This window comes from Mesorhizobium sp. WSM4308 (genome assembly GCF_002294905.1).
Taxonomy (GTDB): Bacteria; Pseudomonadota; Alphaproteobacteria; order Rhizobiales; family Rhizobiaceae; genus Mesorhizobium.
This window is the reverse complement of the sequence record NZ_NSFW01000014.1, coordinates 1-15,819: the sequence shown is the minus strand read 5'-3', so window position 1 is coordinate 15,819 and position 15,819 is coordinate 1. Positions and strand designations below refer to the sequence as shown.

Annotated in this window: 16 protein-coding genes and 1 pseudogene; 10 read left to right on the top strand and 7 right to left on the bottom strand. The window is 60.5% G+C overall.

Annotated features, from left to right (window positions below):
* Positions 1 to 53: 53 nt before the first annotated feature.
* The 6 genes from CK227_RS23990 to CK227_RS23960 all read left to right on the top strand — a co-directional run bounded on the left by CK227_RS23990 (position 54) and on the right by CK227_RS23960 (position 5,692).
* The gene (locus CK227_RS23990) at positions 54 to 614 is read left to right on the top strand and encodes a cytochrome c (protein WP_095774659.1); all 561 of its coding nucleotides are present in this window, start codon (positions 54 to 56) and stop codon (positions 612 to 614) included.
* Positions 615 to 625: 11 nt separating this feature from the next.
* The gene (coxB, locus tag CK227_RS23985) at positions 626 to 1,603 is read left to right on the top strand and encodes a cytochrome c oxidase subunit II (RefSeq protein ID WP_095774660.1); all 978 of its coding nucleotides are present in this window, start codon (positions 626 to 628) and stop codon (positions 1,601 to 1,603) included.
* A gap of 38 nt (positions 1,604 to 1,641) precedes the next feature.
* A complete protein-coding gene (gene ctaD / locus CK227_RS23980; protein ID WP_245318247.1) occupies positions 1,642 to 3,513 on the top strand; it encodes a cytochrome c oxidase subunit I in 1,872 nt (623 codons plus the stop codon).
* Positions 3,510 to 4,112: a cytochrome c oxidase subunit 3 gene (locus tag CK227_RS23975; RefSeq protein ID WP_095774662.1), complete on the top strand. Its 603-nt coding sequence runs from the start codon at positions 3,510 to 3,512 to the stop codon at positions 4,110 to 4,112. The genes ctaD and CK227_RS23975 overlap by 4 nt, the downstream gene beginning before the upstream one ends.
* A gap of 292 nt (positions 4,113 to 4,404) precedes the next feature.
* The gene (locus CK227_RS23965; RefSeq protein WP_095774664.1) at positions 4,405 to 5,283 is read left to right on the top strand and encodes a cytochrome c oxidase assembly protein; all 879 of its coding nucleotides are present in this window, start codon (positions 4,405 to 4,407) and stop codon (positions 5,281 to 5,283) included.
* Positions 5,276 to 5,692: a c-type cytochrome gene (locus tag CK227_RS23960; RefSeq protein ID WP_245433490.1), complete on the top strand. Its 417-nt coding sequence runs from the start codon at positions 5,276 to 5,278 to the stop codon at positions 5,690 to 5,692. Before CK227_RS23965 ends, CK227_RS23960 begins: the two co-directional genes overlap by 8 nt.
* 2 nt (positions 5,693 to 5,694) lie before the next feature.
* Here CK227_RS23960 and CK227_RS23955 read toward each other — a convergent pair whose 3' ends face one another.
* Entirely contained in the window at positions 5,695 to 6,645 is a 951-nt protein-coding gene (locus CK227_RS23955) for a cytochrome c (RefSeq protein WP_095774666.1), read from the bottom strand.
* Positions 6,645 to 6,952 (bottom strand): annotated as a pseudogene (locus CK227_RS23950) (hypothetical protein). Before CK227_RS23950 ends, CK227_RS23955 begins: the two are co-directional and overlap by 1 nt.
* Positions 6,953 to 7,526: 574 nt before the next feature.
* On the opposite strand from CK227_RS23950, the gene CK227_RS23945 reads away from it, so the two are divergent.
* The 3 genes from CK227_RS23945 to ligD all read left to right on the top strand — a co-directional run bounded on the left by CK227_RS23945 (position 7,527) and on the right by ligD (position 11,286).
* On the top strand, positions 7,527 to 8,015 hold the full coding sequence (locus tag CK227_RS23945) for an Hsp20 family protein (RefSeq protein ID WP_095774667.1): 489 nt from the start codon (positions 7,527 to 7,529) through the stop codon (positions 8,013 to 8,015).
* Between the two features lie 75 nt (positions 8,016 to 8,090).
* Positions 8,091 to 8,543, top strand: coding sequence for a hypothetical protein (locus CK227_RS36270; RefSeq protein ID WP_143750519.1), 453 nt, complete (start codon positions 8,091 to 8,093; stop codon positions 8,541 to 8,543).
* Positions 8,544 to 8,637: 94 nt separating this feature from the next.
* Complete coding sequence (gene ligD, locus CK227_RS23940) at positions 8,638 to 11,286, top strand: DNA ligase D (RefSeq protein WP_095774668.1); 2,649 nt, start codon at positions 8,638 to 8,640, stop codon at positions 11,284 to 11,286.
* A 141-nt stretch (positions 11,287 to 11,427) separates the two neighbouring features.
* Here the strand turns inward: ligD and CK227_RS23935 are convergent, their stop codons facing one another.
* The 4 genes from CK227_RS23935 to CK227_RS37990 form a co-directional block, all read right to left on the bottom strand.
* Positions 11,428 to 12,237: a Ku protein gene (locus CK227_RS23935; protein WP_095774669.1), complete on the bottom strand. Its 810-nt coding sequence runs from the start codon at positions 12,235 to 12,237 to the stop codon at positions 11,428 to 11,430.
* 12 nt (positions 12,238 to 12,249) lie between these two features.
* Positions 12,250 to 13,116 (bottom strand): Ku protein, encoded by an 867-nt coding sequence (locus tag CK227_RS23930; RefSeq protein WP_095774670.1) that lies wholly within the window; start codon positions 13,114 to 13,116, stop codon positions 12,250 to 12,252.
* A 380-nt stretch (positions 13,117 to 13,496) separates the two neighbouring features.
* Positions 13,497 to 13,742, bottom strand: a complete 246-nt coding sequence (locus tag CK227_RS23925; protein WP_095774671.1) for a WGR domain-containing protein — start codon at positions 13,740 to 13,742, stop codon at positions 13,497 to 13,499.
* A complete protein-coding gene (locus tag CK227_RS37990) occupies positions 13,699 to 14,100 on the bottom strand; it encodes a hypothetical protein (RefSeq protein WP_348628975.1) in 402 nt (133 codons plus the stop codon). The genes CK227_RS23925 and CK227_RS37990 overlap by 44 nt, the downstream gene beginning before the upstream one ends.
* Positions 14,101 to 14,587: 487 nt before the next feature.
* On the opposite strand from CK227_RS37990, the gene CK227_RS37375 reads away from it, so the two are divergent.
* Positions 14,588 to 15,499: a hypothetical protein gene (locus tag CK227_RS37375; RefSeq protein ID WP_095774674.1), complete on the top strand. Its 912-nt coding sequence runs from the start codon at positions 14,588 to 14,590 to the stop codon at positions 15,497 to 15,499.
* Positions 15,500 to 15,692: 193 nt separating this feature from the next.
* Here CK227_RS37375 and CK227_RS23905 read toward each other — a convergent pair.
* On the bottom strand, positions 15,693 to 15,819 hold a 127-nt coding region (locus CK227_RS23905), incomplete at its 5' end, for a L,D-transpeptidase family protein (protein WP_143750518.1).

Genomic DNA, 15,819 nt, shown 5'->3' with positions numbered 1-15,819 from the left:
TTTTATGGGCTGAGGGCCCCTTGATAGACACAAGAAACCCAAACTGGGCATTCATGGCGGCAGCGTTTCTGCTGATCGGTGTCGGTGCCTGGTTGGGCTGGTTTCGCCAGGCCAGGGAGCTTCGTGTGGATCCCCCCGTTGCGGCCGATCTCGATCAATTCCGGCTCATGCCCAATGCGATCAGCGGAACACCGCCAGAGAGTTATTTTGCGCAGGGCAAGCTTTATGAAACGGATGCCTACAATCTGAGCCAAGGCAAGCGCCTTTACGCCTGGTTCGGGTGCTCGACATGCCATGGAGACGGACGCGGCGGTGTCGGCCCCTCCTTCCTTGACGGCTGGTGGCTGTATGGTCCTGAAGTGGTCTCCATCGTCGCCTCGATCCGTGATGGCCGCCCGCACGGCATGCCCGCCTTTCACGACCGCATGACTATCGAGCAGATCTGGCAGCTCGCGGGTTATGTCCAGACGATCGGCTCGTATACGCCGAAGACAGCGGCGCCTAGCCGCAACGATGACAAGCAGACCCGCCCGGCCGAGAACCGAGGCCCCGCGAAGATTCTCTTCGATGAGGGCCCGGTGGGTGTCCATCCAGATCAGGGACCTTCGCCGTGAGAGCCCCTTGCATGGGCCTGTTGTCGACGGGTGCTCTGGTGTCAGGCTGCAATGGCAGCCAGTCTGCGCTTAACCCCTACGGGGCTCCCGCCATTCATCTCGAGTATCTGATCATCGGGATAGTTGCCCTGTCCGCGATGATCTGGTTGCTGGTGATGGTCATGCTCGTCCTGGCGCTCAGGCGGGGGCGTCGGGCCGAGACGGAAGGCCGGACATCGGAAGGTCGGCTCACAATGACGGTCTCGGCCGCGGTCGCGGTGACGGTGGCCATTATCGCCGGCATGACAATCGCCAGCTTCTTCACCACCCGCAGCATCGGGGTCCCGCAAAGTGCTGCCGTGACCATCACCGTGAGAGCACAGCAATGGTGGTGGCAGGTCATCTACGCCGGGTCCGATGGCACTCCCACCTTCCAGACCGCCAACGAAATCCATATCCCTGTCGGTCAAGATGTCCGGCTTCAGCTTGAAAGCGCCGACGTCGTCCATTCGTTCTGGGTTCCCAGCCTGGCCGGGAAGCAGGATCTCGTTCCGGGTCGCTCAAACGATTTGCTGCTTCGGGCGGAAAAGCCTGGCATCTATCGCGGGCAATGCGCCGAATTCTGCGGCCTGCAGCATAGCCATATGGCGGTTATCGTCGTCGCAGAGGCTCCGTCCGATTATGCGCGCTGGATCACAGCACAGCACGCCGATGCGATGATGCCGGCCGATCCCGATGCCGCCTCGGGGCAGGTGGCCTTTCTGGCAAAGCCCTGTGCGGCCTGCCATACCATCCGCGGAACGCATGCTACCGGTACGACAGGACCCGACCTGACGCACATCGGCAGTCGCCAGACAATCGCCGCCGGATTGCTGGAGACCACGCGCGGTTCGCTGGCGGCCTGGATTGCCGATCCGCAGACGCTGAAGCCGGGGAACAATATGCCGATGGTTCCGCTGACTAGCATCGAGCTCCAGAATATCTCCGCCTATATGGAAAGTCTCAAATGAGCGCAGCAGCGGATCGCGAAGGCGTTCGGGACACCGGGATGGAAGCCGGCGAACTCGATCGTCGACTTGCCGCGACCTGGTCAACGCTCCCTGGCCTATGGGGTGCCCTATCGACTGTCGATCATAAGATTATCGGCCGCCGCTATATCGTCACGGCATTTGTCTTTCTGGCACTCGGCGGAGTGCTGGCTTTGCTGATGCGGCTTCAGCTGGCGCAACCCGAAGCCCGGTTCCTCGGGCCCGATCGCTACAACCAGATTTTCACCACGCATGGCTCGAATATGATGTTCCTGTTCGCCGTGCCCGTCATGCAGGCGATGGCCATCTACCTGGTGCCCTTGATGGTGGGAACGCGAAACATCTCATTCCCCCGCCTCAACGCGTTTTCCTACTGGATGTACCTTGCCGGCGGTCTGCTGTTGTGGATTGCGTTCGCCGTCGATACCGGTCCGGACGTTGGATGGTTCGCCTACGTACCGCTGTCGGGGCCTCAATATGCCGCCGGGAAGCGGGCCGACATCTGGGCCCAGATGATCACCTTTACCGAGGTTTCCGCTCTCGCCATCGCCGTCGAAATCGTCGTCACCGTATTCAAGCAACGCGCGCCGGGAATGTCACTGGACAGGATTCCGCTGTTCGTCTGGTCGATGCTGGTCACGTCCTTCCTGGTCATCCTCGCCATGCCGGCGATCATGATCGCCAGCACCAGCCTGATCCTCGATCGGCTCGTCGGGACGCATTTCTTCAACCCGGCCGAAGGCGGTGACGTGCTGCTGTGGCAGCATCTGTTCTGGTTCTTCGGCCACCCTGAGGTCTATATCATCTTCCTGCCCGCGGTGGGCATGGTCTCCAGCATCGTCGCTACATTCACACAGCGGCCGGTGTTTGGATATCTGGCCATGGTGATGGCCTTGATCGCGACGGGCGTTCTGGCCTTCGGGCTGTGGGTGCATCATATGTTCGTGGCCGGCCTTCCGCGGCTGGGCGAAAGTTTCTTCACCGCCTCAAGCATGGCGATCGCCGTTCCGGCAGGCCTGCAGATCTTTTGCTGGCTGGCGACGATTTGGGCGGGACGGCCAATCTTCAAGACGCCGTTTTTGTTCGTCATCGGGTTCATTGTCGTGTTTGTCATTGGTGGGCTGACCGGCGTGATGGTGGCATCGGTTCCGTTCGATACACAGGTTCACGACACCTATTTCGTCGTCGCGCATTTCCATTACGTCTTGGTGGGTGGCGCCGTGTTTCCCTTGCTGGGCGCCGTCTATTACTGGTTTCCGAAACTGACAGGCCGAATGATGAGCGAGACGCTTGGCCGCTGGTCGTTTGGCCTCATCTTCTCGGGTTTCAATCTGACTTTCTTCCCCATGCACATTCTCGGCCTGCAAGGCATGCCCCGGCGCATCTATACCTATCAGCCGGAGATGCCGTGGTCCGGCCTGAACATGTTCATCAGTCTCAGCGGGATCGTGCTGGCCGCCGGTTTCCTGCTGTTCTTCATTGACGCCATACGCAGCGCCAGATCAGGTCCCGTCGCACCAGCCAATCCGTGGGGCGCCTCAACGCTGGAGTGGGCGACGTCTTCGCCACCGCCGTCCTATAATTTCGCGCGGCTGCCTGTCGTCGAAAGCCTAGAGCCCTTGTCGGACAGATCGGACCCACTTGGTATCGTCGAGGGTCTGTACACGGACAGGCGCGAACTGCTTATCACCAGTGTCGTGGAAGCGCGTGCGCAAGCGCGTGAATCTTCGGTCGGGAATTCGATTTGGCCGCTCCTTGCGGCGCTCGCTACGTCAGCAATGCTGATTTGGTCGATCTTTACCCCTTGGGCCGTGGTCTGGGGCTCCATACCGATTGCAATCGCACTCATTGGCTGGTTCTGGCCAAAGGGCGACCCGGAGGACGAGACATGAAGCACGATGTCGTCCTTGACGTGACGGAGCTTCCCGCGCATGGCCTTGGCACTGCCAGCCTGTCCTGGTGGGGAACGCTCGCCTTCATGCTCATCGAAGGCACCGGTTTTGTCCTTTCGATCGTGATTTATCTCTATCTGATGAGCGTGGCACCACGGTGGCCGCTGGATACCGCGCCGCCTGATCTGCTTGCAGGCACGACCCTGACGGTCGTGCTGCTTGTAAGCCTCATACCCAATGTCTTTGTTACACGCTGGGCGCGTAGCCAAGACCTACGAAAGGTCCGAATTGGCCTCATTGTCATGTCGCTGGTCGGCGTCTTGCCGCTTATCTTGCGTGTTTTCGAGTTTCCCGCCATGCACATCAAGTGGGACCAAAACGCCTATGGATCGATTGTATGGGTGATGCTCGGCCTCCATACGACACACATCTTGACCGATCTGGGTGAGACTGTCGTGCTGACCAGCCTGATGTTCACGCGCCATGGCGACAATGCACGACGGTTTGGCGATGTGGCCGACAATGCGATGTACTGGAACTTTGTGGTGCTGACGTGGTTGCCGATGTACGTGTGCCTCTATTGGGTTCCACGACTTTGAGCAGACGCTGGTTGCGATACACGGGATTGGTCGTGCCGCCTGCCGCTTGGGCGGTCACCACCCAGCTTGGACAAATCACGCCCTACGTGGATTGCCGACGGAATTTTCCCTGGACGGCCGCCCTTTGTGCCGCGCTCCTAGCGGCGTCGATCGCTGGTGTCGTGGCATCACGTACGGGCTCCGCCGGATTGGCCAGATCCGAGCGATTTATCACCGATGCGGGTTTCCTGATCGCACTGGCATTTGTGTTGGCGCTGTCATTGCAGGGGGCGGCTACGATGCTGCTGGATCCATGCCAACGCTGATCCGCACACTGGTCGCCTTGATCATCGCCAGCCCGGCTATGGCGCATGGGAACGAGACACACGGTTCGGCATACCCTTGGACGTTTGACCCGTGGATCGTCGTGCCGCTAGCTGTACTTACCATACTGTACGGCGTTGGCGTCATAAGGTTGACTTGGCGGATCAGGAGACCGGGCATCATGTTGATCCGGGTCTTGCCTTACTGCGGCGGCACGCTGGCGTTGGCAGGTGCACTGCTTTCGCCGCTTCATTGGCTTGGCGAACACCTCTTTACCTTCCATATGATCGAGCACGAGATTGTCATGGCCGTATCGGCGCCCTTGATCGTGCTGGCTCGGCCAGTGGGTCTCCTGCTTTGGGGATTGCCCCGAACAACGCGCCACGCCGCTGGCTCGGCGATGCGTATGGCCGTTGTCCGCAGAGCATGGGACTGGTGTATTGGCGCCACCAACGCGACCATCATTCACGGCGTTGCCATCTGGGCCTGGCACGTGCCCGTCCTGTTCGACGCCGCCGTGACCGACACGCTCCTTCACCGCCTCCAGCATCTGAGCTTCTTCGCGACGGCGATACTGTTCTGGTGGGCAATTGTCTGGCGAAGTGATTATGGCGCCTCGGCATGGCATTTGTTCCTGACCATGATCCACACCAGCATCCTGGGCGTCTTGATGGCGCTTGCCCCGCGCGTGCTCTATGTCGCGCAGACCCAAACCGCGATGGACTGGGGACTAACGCCGCTGGAGGACCAGCAATTGGCGGGCATGATCATGTGGGTGCCGGCAGGAACGGTCTATGCGGCCGCGGCAATGACCATGTTGGCGCTCTGGATCCGGCACTCGAGCGGAAGAAAGGCGCAAAATGCCTAGCTTGCTGTTGTCTGTTCCCGGTCGAGCAGCCTTAATGGCCGGCGGCCTTATCGTGGCTTCAGCTGCGTTCGTCACGGCCAACATTGCGCGTGACAATCATACCCGAGCCGCCACCGCGAAAACGATGACCGGTGGCGATCCCGATCGCGCTCCGGCAATCTTTCGGCGGTATGGTTGCTCCGGATGTCACACGATTCGCGGGATCCCGGGGGCGGACGGTCAGACGGCCGCTCCGCTTACGGGACTATCGAGGCGCGTCTACATCGCTGGCGTTCTGGAAAACCGCTCCGACAATCTCGTTGCCTGGATCGTTTCGCCGCGCAGTTTTTCCCCGCGGACGGCGATGCCGATGACGGGTATTTCCGAACAGGAAGCCCAGGATCTCGCCGCCTACCTCTATGCCGAATGAGCCTATGGACCAGGCGTTGCAATCGCAGGAAGCGCCTTGACGTAGCGCGCGATCGCCTGGCGGTCGCTATCAGGCAGCATCGCAGAGTTCGTTACCACATCGGCCATGGATGATCCCACGCGTCCATGATTGGGCGTCTCGCCAGTCTTGAGCATCGTTGCGATATCCGCCTCGCCCCAGCTGCGCAATCTCTGTTGAGTTATGTTGGGCACAAAACCCGTCCCTTGCGGATCGATGCCACCGGCAAAAAGGGTGCCGGACTTGATTGCTCCGAATGCGTTGCGGCTCGAGTGGCACTCCGCGCAGTGCGATACGGTTTCAACGAGATAAGCCCCGCGATCACGTGTCGATATCCCGCTCGTGTCTGCGGCCGATCGACCTTCGCGAAAGAAGAGAAGTTTCCAGAACCCGATTGACCGGCGGACCATAAACAGAATTTTGGGATCGTGGGGCGGCGCACGACCCGAAACCTTCGGAAGCGTCCGCAGGTAAGCATACAAATCCTTGATGTCCGCAACCGTCATTGCCGTAAAGCTCGTGTAGGGAAAGGAGGGATAGTAGTGCTCGCGGCTTGGCGAGACGCCTCCGACAAGGGCATTCGCCAGGTCGGCCGCGGTCCACGTGCCTATACCGTCGACCGGATCGGGAGAAATGTTTGGTGGCCGGAAAGTCCCAAATGGCGAGCCAAGTGCCATCCCGCCGCCGAGCTTAAGCCGGTCCGATTGCCCTGGCGTCGCATGACAGGACGCGCAATCGCCGGCCGCGAAGACGAGTTTGCCTCGCGGGGCATCGCCGCCGTCAAATTGCGCATCGTTTTGAGAGAATGGCGGGCGCGCTGCCGTCACGTACCACGCTATCGCCGCGGCGGCGCATGCAATCAGTAGCGCAACAAGGGCAACACGGACAGCGCGCCGTGTCGCGTTGCCATGCGAAGGATGTGTGCCGCCATGCATCACTGTTGATCGTTATCGGGCTCCTTACTCCGGCCGATCATGCGAGCCAACTCGGAGAAGGAGGGATCTCGGTTTCGCCTTGCGCGTGGTTGGCCATCTGCCGAACCCTGATTGGGAAGCAGGCCACATCACGGTTGGCGCGCGACATGTCTTCGAACAGGCGCTCATCGCCAGCCAAATTAAGCTCGGCAGTTCGCAGCGTCAGATCGATGTCGTCGATGTTGAGAATGCCTTTAGGTGCGACGGCATTGTTAATCGAGGCAACCGCCAGAAGTGGGCCCTGGAGCTGGAGGTTTGCGACGTTCATTGGAAGGTTACGTCCTGGCGTAGACTACGGTCTCACGGTGCTGGTCGATGTGCATGGCATGCTCCTGCGCCCTATCTTTGAGTCAACATCCAAGATGACGTCGAGTTCCACAGTACGGCCCTTTCCTCGCGGCCGGCTCGTTAAGCCGTGCCCTTCACGACTGGAGGCGATCGTCTCGACGGGCTTTCCCCTTTTTCGTTGATCGGGATCAGCCGATGAGCCTGCACCGCATCGACGGGCCCAGGAAGGTCGGCTTAAGTCCAAGGAAAGGGCCAAACAAAGGGAAGAATGTCCTTTGCCGAGAGCTTTGGCTCGGACGAGGCCGGGCTCAAGGGCTTCCGTTGAAATGTGACGCCTCGGGTCCGCCGGCGGCGTTTGGCGATCCGAGCGCGCATGTGACGAGGCCAGGGGAACAGGCAGGGACGTTGATCAAAAAAATAGGATCTGCCCTCTTGAACCGGATTTCGGGTTTTCCCAAATCGTTCTGCGTCGGGGCTTCGGCCCGACGGATTGGGCGTCGCAGAGACGCTGCGGCGCTGCTTGTAACCCATGTTGCTTTACGGAGGATATGGCTATGAGAAGCTTCGATTATACCCCTCTCTACCGCTCGACGGTCGGCTTCGACCGTCTCTTCGACATGCTCGACAATGGCGTGCGTTCGGAGTGGCCGCCCTACAACATCGAAAAGCTCGGCCCGGACGACTACCGCATTACGATGGCGATCGCCGGGTTCAGTGCGGAGGAAGTCGAGCTCACCCAGCACGGCCCCGAGCTGATCGTCACCGGCCAGAAAAAGCCGGAGGAGGCCAACCGACAGATTCTCCACCAGGGATTGGCCATCGGCAATTTCAGGCAGGCTTTTAAGCTGGCCGACCACGTCAAGGTAGCACGTGCGGCGCTCGAAAATGGCCTGCTTTCGGTTGATTTGGTGCGCGAGATTCCTGAGGAGCTGAAGCCTCGCCGCATTGCCATCGGCTCGACCGGCAGCGCCGCGTCAGGGGATGAGACAGCGACTAAGAAGCAGATTAGCCAGGATACGGATCGGCAGCGCGACGCCGCCTGAGTTCCGCGCGAACATCAAATGCTGCGATTTGCCTCGCGGCAGCGTCCGGGAGGCACGAATTGCGGAGAAACGGAGATGACAGGTTTTACTCCAGACACAAACAATCGGGATGCCGATCGACGCCCGATATTCCAGCGTCCCGATGAAATCCTCAACGATCCGGCAATGAGCCGCGAGGAGAAGCGGGCGCTGCTGGCTTCCTGGGCATCCGACGCCCGCGCGGTTCCAGGCCGGCCCTCGATACGTCAGCTGGACGACGGCTCCTGCATCGAAGTGGATGAGATTCTCCAAGCGCTCAAGGCGCTGGATGCAGACATTTGCGCGAGCACCAGCCAGCAAACACCAGGACTGTCGCGAAGACCGGCGCAGCGTCGCGGACGATTGTCCTTCTCACATTGGGCGCGCATTGTGCGCCATCGTCGGCGCGACGACGATGACGTCCCACCGCCTTGTCCTGTATTTGCGGCCGTTCCGCCCAGCACTGGCGGTGGCGGTGCCTTTGCTTATCCCAAGCCCGCGCTGGCATAACGCCAGCGCGGGCGCGACGCCCGGGGGGGAACATGTTTGCCACTCTGAACATTCCTGCTTGTAGGCCGATTGGTCCGTGGTCCGAGGGCATCGAATGGCGAGCGACAAGCTAACAACATACAAGGCCAAGCGCGATTTCAAGAAGACGCAGGAGCCGAGCGGTCAAGGGTCGGTCAAGCCTTCGAGCCGCCGCCGTTTCGTCATTCAGAAACATGACGCGACGCGACTGCATTACGATCTGCGACTTGAGCTCGGCGGCGTTTTCAAATCCTGGGCCGTGACGCGCGGTCCCTCTCTCGATCCTCATGACAAGAGGCTCGCCGTCGAGGTGGAAGATCATCCGCTCGACTACGGGGATTTCGAAGGGACGATTCCAAAAGGCCAGTATGGCGGCGGCACGGTCATGCTGTGGGACCGCGGCTATTGGGAGCCCGAGGGAAAGAAGAGCCCCGAGCAGGCGCTGGCCAAGGGCGATTTCAAGTTCACGCTCGAAGGAGAGCGGCTGCATGGCAGTTTCGTGCTGGTGCGGATGGCCAACGACCGCGAAGGCGGCAAGCGCACCAACTGGCTGCTGATCAAACATCGCGATGAATATTCCGTAGAGACAAACGGCGCCGCCATCCTCGACAAGAATGACACCTCTGTCGCGTCCGGACGCAAGATGGAGGCAATTGCTGCCGGCAAGGGCCGCAGCCCGAAACCCTTCATGCTGCAAGGCGGCAAGGCCGAGGCCGATGCTGTGTGGGACAGTCGTACAGGCTTGGCGGCGCAGGAACGGAAAACAAACGTTCGCGGAAAAAGGAACAAGCACGGGACAGTCATTCACGCCGATCTTCCCGACTTCATTGCCCCACAGCTCTGCCAGACGCTGGCACGGCCGCCCTCCGAGAGCGGATGGCTGCACGAGATCAAGTTCGACGGCTATCGCATCCAGATGCGCGTTCTGGGCGGCGAAGCGATCTTGAAGACCCGCAAGGGTCTCGACTGGACGGTCAAATATCCCGCCATCGCCCGAGCCGCCGGCAATCTGCCCGATGCGATCATCGATGGCGAGATCTGCGCGCTCGACGAAAACGGCGCCCCGGACTTTGCCGCCCTTCAGGCAGCGCTGGCCGAGGGCAAGACCGATGCGCTTGTCTACTTCGCCTTCGACCTGCTGTTCGAAGGCGCTGAGGATTTGCGTGTCTTGCCGCTGAGTGAGCGCAAGGCGCGATTGCGTCAGTTTCTGACCGACACGGGTGAGGATGATCGAATCCGCTTCGTTGAGCATTTCGAAACTGGCGGCGAGGCAGTGCTTCGCTCGGCCTGCCGGCTGTCCCTGGAAGGCATCGTGTCGAAGCGCGCGGATGCGCCCTACGTTTCCGGCCGCACCGAGACGTGGGCGAAGTCAAAGTGTCGTGCGGGCCATGAGGTCGTCATCGGCGCCTATGCCACAACCAATGGCAAGTTCCGGTCGCTTCTGGTCGGCGTCAACCGCGGCGATCACTTCGTCTATGTCGGCCGCGTGGGCACCGGCTATGGCGCAGCCAAGGTCAGGGACCTGCTGCCGAAGCTGAAAGCTGCCGCGACTGGGAAATCACCCTTCACCGGCATCGGCGCGCCGAAGAACGAACCCGGCGTCGTCTGGCTGAAGCCGGAGCTGGTGGCCGAGATCGAATTCGCCGGCTGGACGTCCGACGGGCTCGTGCGCCAAGCCGCCTTCAAAGGTTTGCGTGAGGACAAACCGGCCGAGGAGATCGAAGCCGATAGACCTGCCTCGCCGGAGAAGACCAAGGTGCCCCAGCCGCGGAAGCCGACCTCAGCGAAGCCTTCCCGCAGTAGCGGCAAGGTCGATGTCATGGGTGTGCTGATCTCGAACCCGGACAAGCCGCTGTGGCCGGATGCCAATGATGGCACCCCGGTAACCAAGGAAGATCTCGCCCGCTATTACGAAGCGGTGGGTCCCTGGCTGATAGAGCACATCCGCGGGCGGCCCTGCTCAATCATCCGCGCGCCGGATGGAATCGGCGGCGAGCAGTTCTTCCAGCGTCATGCGATGCCGGGAACCTCAAATCTTCTTGAACTGGTGAAAGTGTTCGGCGACAAGAAGCCCTACCTGCAGATCGACCGTATGGAGGGCCTCGCCGCCGTCGGCCAGATCGGTGCGCTGGAACTGCATCCCTGGAATTGCGAGCCACAGCAGCCGGAGGTGCCGGGCCGGCTCGTCTTCGATCTTGATCCAGGTCCCGACGTTCCGTTCAAAACGGTTGTCGAAGCGGCCAAGGAAATGCGCGCCCGCCTCGACGATCTTGGGCTCGTCAGCTTCTGCAAGACGACTGGCGGTAAAGGGCTGCACGTCGTCACGCCCTTAGCGGTCACCAAGCGCAGCAAGCTCACCTGGCCGGAGGCCAAAAGTTTTGCTCATGATGTCTGCCTGCAGATGGCGCGGGACAATCCAGCCCTCTACCTGACCAAGATGGCGAAGAACCAGCGCATCGGCCGCATCTTCCTCGACTATCTGCGCAACGATCGCATGGCGACCGCCGTGGCTCCGCTGTCGCCGCGGGCCAGACCCGGCGCGACAGTCTCCATGCCGCTCACCTGGGCACAGGTCAAAATCGATCTCGATCCGAAGCGCTTCACCCTGCGCACGGTGCCCGGGCTCCTGGCAAAGAGCACGGCCTGGAAAGACTATGGCGATGGCCATCGCCCCCTGGAAGCATCCCTCAAGCGACTGGCAAGATCGATGCGGCGGGCGGCCTGACGCGCGACGGGAGTTTCCTACCATACGAAGTCACCGAGAATGTGAGCTTGCAGGGCATGATCGCCTGCCCCCGGACATGGCCCACGAGGTGGCCTGGGAGACCGGGGCAGCCCGACCCTTGAAACGGCTCTATCTCGACGTCTAGCGCTTGCCGGGACGATTCTGAGCTTCGACGGACTTGCGCAGGGCATCCATGATATTGATGACGTTGTTTGGCGTCGCCTTCGGCTCGGAGGCCTTCGCCTTGGCCGGACGCTTTGTCTTCTTGCGCTTAGCCTCGATGATGTCCAGGAGCTTGTCCTGCACGGGATCGGAGACCAGCTTGCTGTCCCAATGGCGGGTCTGCTTCTTGATAAATTGCTGGATGAGGGGCATCATCTCGGGATCGGACTTGTTCGCGTCGATCCCCTCGAAATAGGCGTCCTCGTCCCTGACCTCGTCGCCATAGCGCAGGGTCCACAGTACGATGCCCTTGCCGCGGGGTTCTAGCATCACCGCGCGCTCGCGCCGCGAGATCACCAGCCTGGAGATACCGACCATGTCTTCTGCTGCCATTGCGTCGCGGATGACCGCGAAGGCCTCCTGGCCGACCGGGTCGTTTGGCGACAGGTAATAGGGGGTGTCGAGCCAGATCCATTCGATGGAATCGCGCGGCGAGAACACATCGATATCGATAGTCCTGGTGCTGTCCAGGGCGACGTCCTCCAGTTCCTCGTCTTCGAGAATGATGTAATCGTTCTCCCCACGCTGATACCCCTTGACCTCGTCCTCCTCCTTGACTTCCTTGCCCGTGACGGCATCGACGTAGTGGCTGACCACGCGGTTGTTCGTCTCGCGGTTGAGCGTATGGAAACGGACCTTTTCGCTCTCCGACGTTGCCGGCATCATCTGCACCGGGCAAGTGACCAACGAGAGCTTCAGATATCCTTTCCAATAGGGTCGAACGGCCATGATGGTCTCCGATCAGGCCGCGCGTCTGGAGCCGGCGGCCCGCTTGGGCTGCTTTCGGTTGCGGTCGGTCTTGGCGACAGCAGCGCGTTTCGGCTTCTGGGTAGGTACCAGCCCCGCGCTCCGGCGCAAGGTCTCCAGAAGATCGCTAGGCTTCGACGGTGGCGGCGTCTTCTTCTTCGGCAGTGGCTTACCTTCGATCTTTGCCTTGACGAGCTCGGCGACCGCTGCGTCGTAGCGGTCGTTGAAGGTCTTGGCGTCAAACGAGCCTTTCTTCGTATTGATGATGTGTTTGGCGAGATCGAGCATTTCACCCTCGATCTTGATCTCGGGAATATCCGTGAACGCTTCCTTAGCCGAGCGCACCTCATAGTCGAAGTTCAGCGTGGTGCCGATCAGGCCGCTGCCATGCGGGCGGATCAGCACCGTGCGCAGCCGCCGGAATAGGACCGTACGCGCCAGGGCGGCGACTTTCGCCTGTCGCATGCCGTCGCGCAGCAGCTTGAACGCGTCGGCGCCCATCCGGTCCGGTGCGAGATAATACGGCTTGTCGAAATAGACGTCGTCAATCTCGTCGCAGGGCACGAACGCCTCGATCTTAAGCGTCTTGTCGCTCTCCGGGACGGCGGCAGCGACTTCCTCGGGTTCGAGCACGACGTAGTCGCCGTTCTCCATCTCGTACCCCTTTACTTGATCGTCGCGCTCGACCGAATCGCCAGTCTCGCTATCGATAAACTCGCGGCGGACGCGGTTACCAGTGGCGCGGTTGAGCGTGTTGAAGGCGATGCGCTCGGACGACGACGCGGCGCTATAGAGCGCCACCGCGCAGGAAACCTCGCCGAATTTGATGTAACCCTTCCAATTCGCTCGCGCTGCAACCATGACACTCCACTCCGGCACAACCTTTGCGAGTCAATAAGCCGCAGGCCGCCGATATGGTTCCAGAGTCAAAAAGAATCGGAATTCAACGAGTTGGCGGCGTCGGTCGATAGGATCGAGACGCGTCATCCGGCAGGCGATCGACAAGCGCATGTCGACGGCGTCCGCTCGGTCGCGGAGGCGTTTCGGTCCGGCTGATTTGGCGGGAAGCGGAATGAACTAGAGGCGAGGCCGCTGACTTGAGCAATGTCTCGATTGCTTGAGCTGAGACCGGTTTGCTGTAGTGGTAGCCTTGCATTTCATCACAGTTGTTTTTGAGCGGAAGGCCACCTGGCCGTCGGTTTCGACGCTCTCGGCGATAACCCTCATATTCAGCTTTTGAGCTAAGGAACAACATAGCCTCGCCGTCGCTTTGCGCGCTCAAGCCGAACCAACGCGCAAGCGACATCTTGTGGCTCATCAAAGGTCTCGATTTTGATACGGCCCTTCGTCCCGATCCGCCCCCAGTTGCGGATGAGTGATGCGCCACCGAACAGGGTCGGCTGAATAGTCAGCGAATAGAACCTGGCCATGTTGCGGGCGTCGTCAATGCGGTGCAGATGAGCTGGTCGTATCTCTGGGGTACACATGCTGCGGAGTCTCGCTCCAGAGCGCCGAAACGTCCAACGAGTTCGATGAATCGATCACACCCAATCGATTCACAATGCTGATGTATTGAACCGGAGCCGCTTCCCAAAGGCCGCCGCCGAGCATGCCGACTGGGAAGCGGAGGGGCTGAGCGCGCAATCCAAACTGCGCCGAAGAGAAGCCCCGGAGCTTCAATTGAAAGAAAAGTCCTGAGCGATGGGCCATGTCATTCTTCTTCTTCGGTTCGAACCTGTTAGCGCCCGCGATTGTGATCATCTCCATGCGCCGGAAATAGATCGCGCACCCACAACGCGGAGGCGGATTGCCAGCGGTGAAGACGATCTGTTCGTCGGGGCGCATTTGCACGCCAAAAGCGCGGCCCGGAAGCTGATAGGCGGCCGGCGACGTTCCTTTTGAGGCCAGTCAGATGCTCAATCCCAGCGCACCATGAGCAACACTTACTTTTCGTCTTTGTAGGACTTGGCGGCTTCTTCTATCCTGCGCCAATCGTCGCCATATCGGCGCAGAAGTTCCCGCGCCTGGTCGGGCGAGAGGGTATGGGTCTCCACAATATGCCTCACCTCCGAGTCCTCGCCTTTTAGCGGGCGTGAACGGGGCTTCTTTGGCCGTAGGTCTGCTGTAGCCATTTCCTGTCGTCTCGGCATGGATTCGCCTTTCAGATCAGAGTTAATCACCGGGGGACGAGAAGGTTTCACGGCCACAGGGATGCGTAGATGGGCTTGTCGCGCTCCCTTACGTCAAGTTGACCTGTGCATTGTGGATCAATGCTCGTGAACCTAAAGGCTGGGGAGGCGTTCATGGCAAGGAAACGCCCACAATCAGCACGATGGAACACTCGGACGCTCATCACGTGCCAGGGAAGGGCAATGCTCCCGGCGCCGAAGCTCGCTTTGCGTTCGATAGAATGGCTGTCGAGCGATTTCGGCGCGCCTTTCCCCGAGCAAGCTGGAATGACGAGTGCAAGAGTTGGTTCGTCCCCCGAAAGACGGCCACGCGCCGGATCGACCGCTGGTTGACACAAGAGGCAGAGATGTTCGCTCTCCACGGCGACAGCAAGGGTCGTGATGCCTTCGTCTTCGATTCGATATCCAGCTCATATCTGGAGGTTTCCGACGACCTACGTGTTCGCACGCCTTATTCGAAGACCGTCCTCGAGGAACTGCGGGCAATTCCGTGGGCAAGTTGGGACGACGAGCTGCGAGCCTGGCGGGTGCCGTTCCGTTCGTTTGAGGAGCTTCGGCGCCGATGGCCGAACATAGAAATGGCTGCCCGACATGCCGAGCCGGCAGAAAGGAGGCGACGACGAGAGGCCGCCAGAGACACTGAAGCTTACAAGGCCTCGAAAATGCGGAATGCCGAACGTCGGCGTCATCGCTATCCACTGCCAGCCGAAGGTTTACCGCCTCTTGGCCGGCCGGTTGCGACAGCGCAATACGGTATCGTCGTTTTCAACCAAGCATCGGGTGAACCTGTTGAGCCGTCGGCCTTGATGGCTTCATATCCAAACGCAACACGTAAAGATGTCGACTGCGTTTGGGGTAGGTGGCGTTCGGCTACGCTCGCCGAGTTGGTCAGGACATGGCCCGCACGCAATCCGCCAGGAGCGGACGAACTTTTGCGCGGCTGGTGGCAACCGACGCTTGCCGAACTGAGAGTCGCCCGTCGAGATGCCCGGAGCCTAGAACGGAAAGAATTAAGTCGTAAGCTAAGACGGCTAGCTGACTTGCAGTCTGAATGAGACGGATCAACATGACAGCAAACATACTGGGCTCTTCGGTAAGCGGCGGGTTACCTGCCGGGGTCACATATGGCGAGGTAGGAACACCAGGTCTTGGAGCCAGAGATTGCGCACAGCGGTGGGCCACACATGAACTTGTTCGCGTGCTTATGAGAGTGCTCGCCGTTCGCCTAGCATGCTTGTGCCACTGAGGCTACCCGCCGCCTGCGTTCGCCATCTCGTCCTTGAAGCTGACTTTCGTGCCTTTTTGCACCATGGAGGCGAGGTCCTCGGCATCCCAGTTGGTCAGCCTGATGCAGCCATGCGAGAAGGTCGCGCCG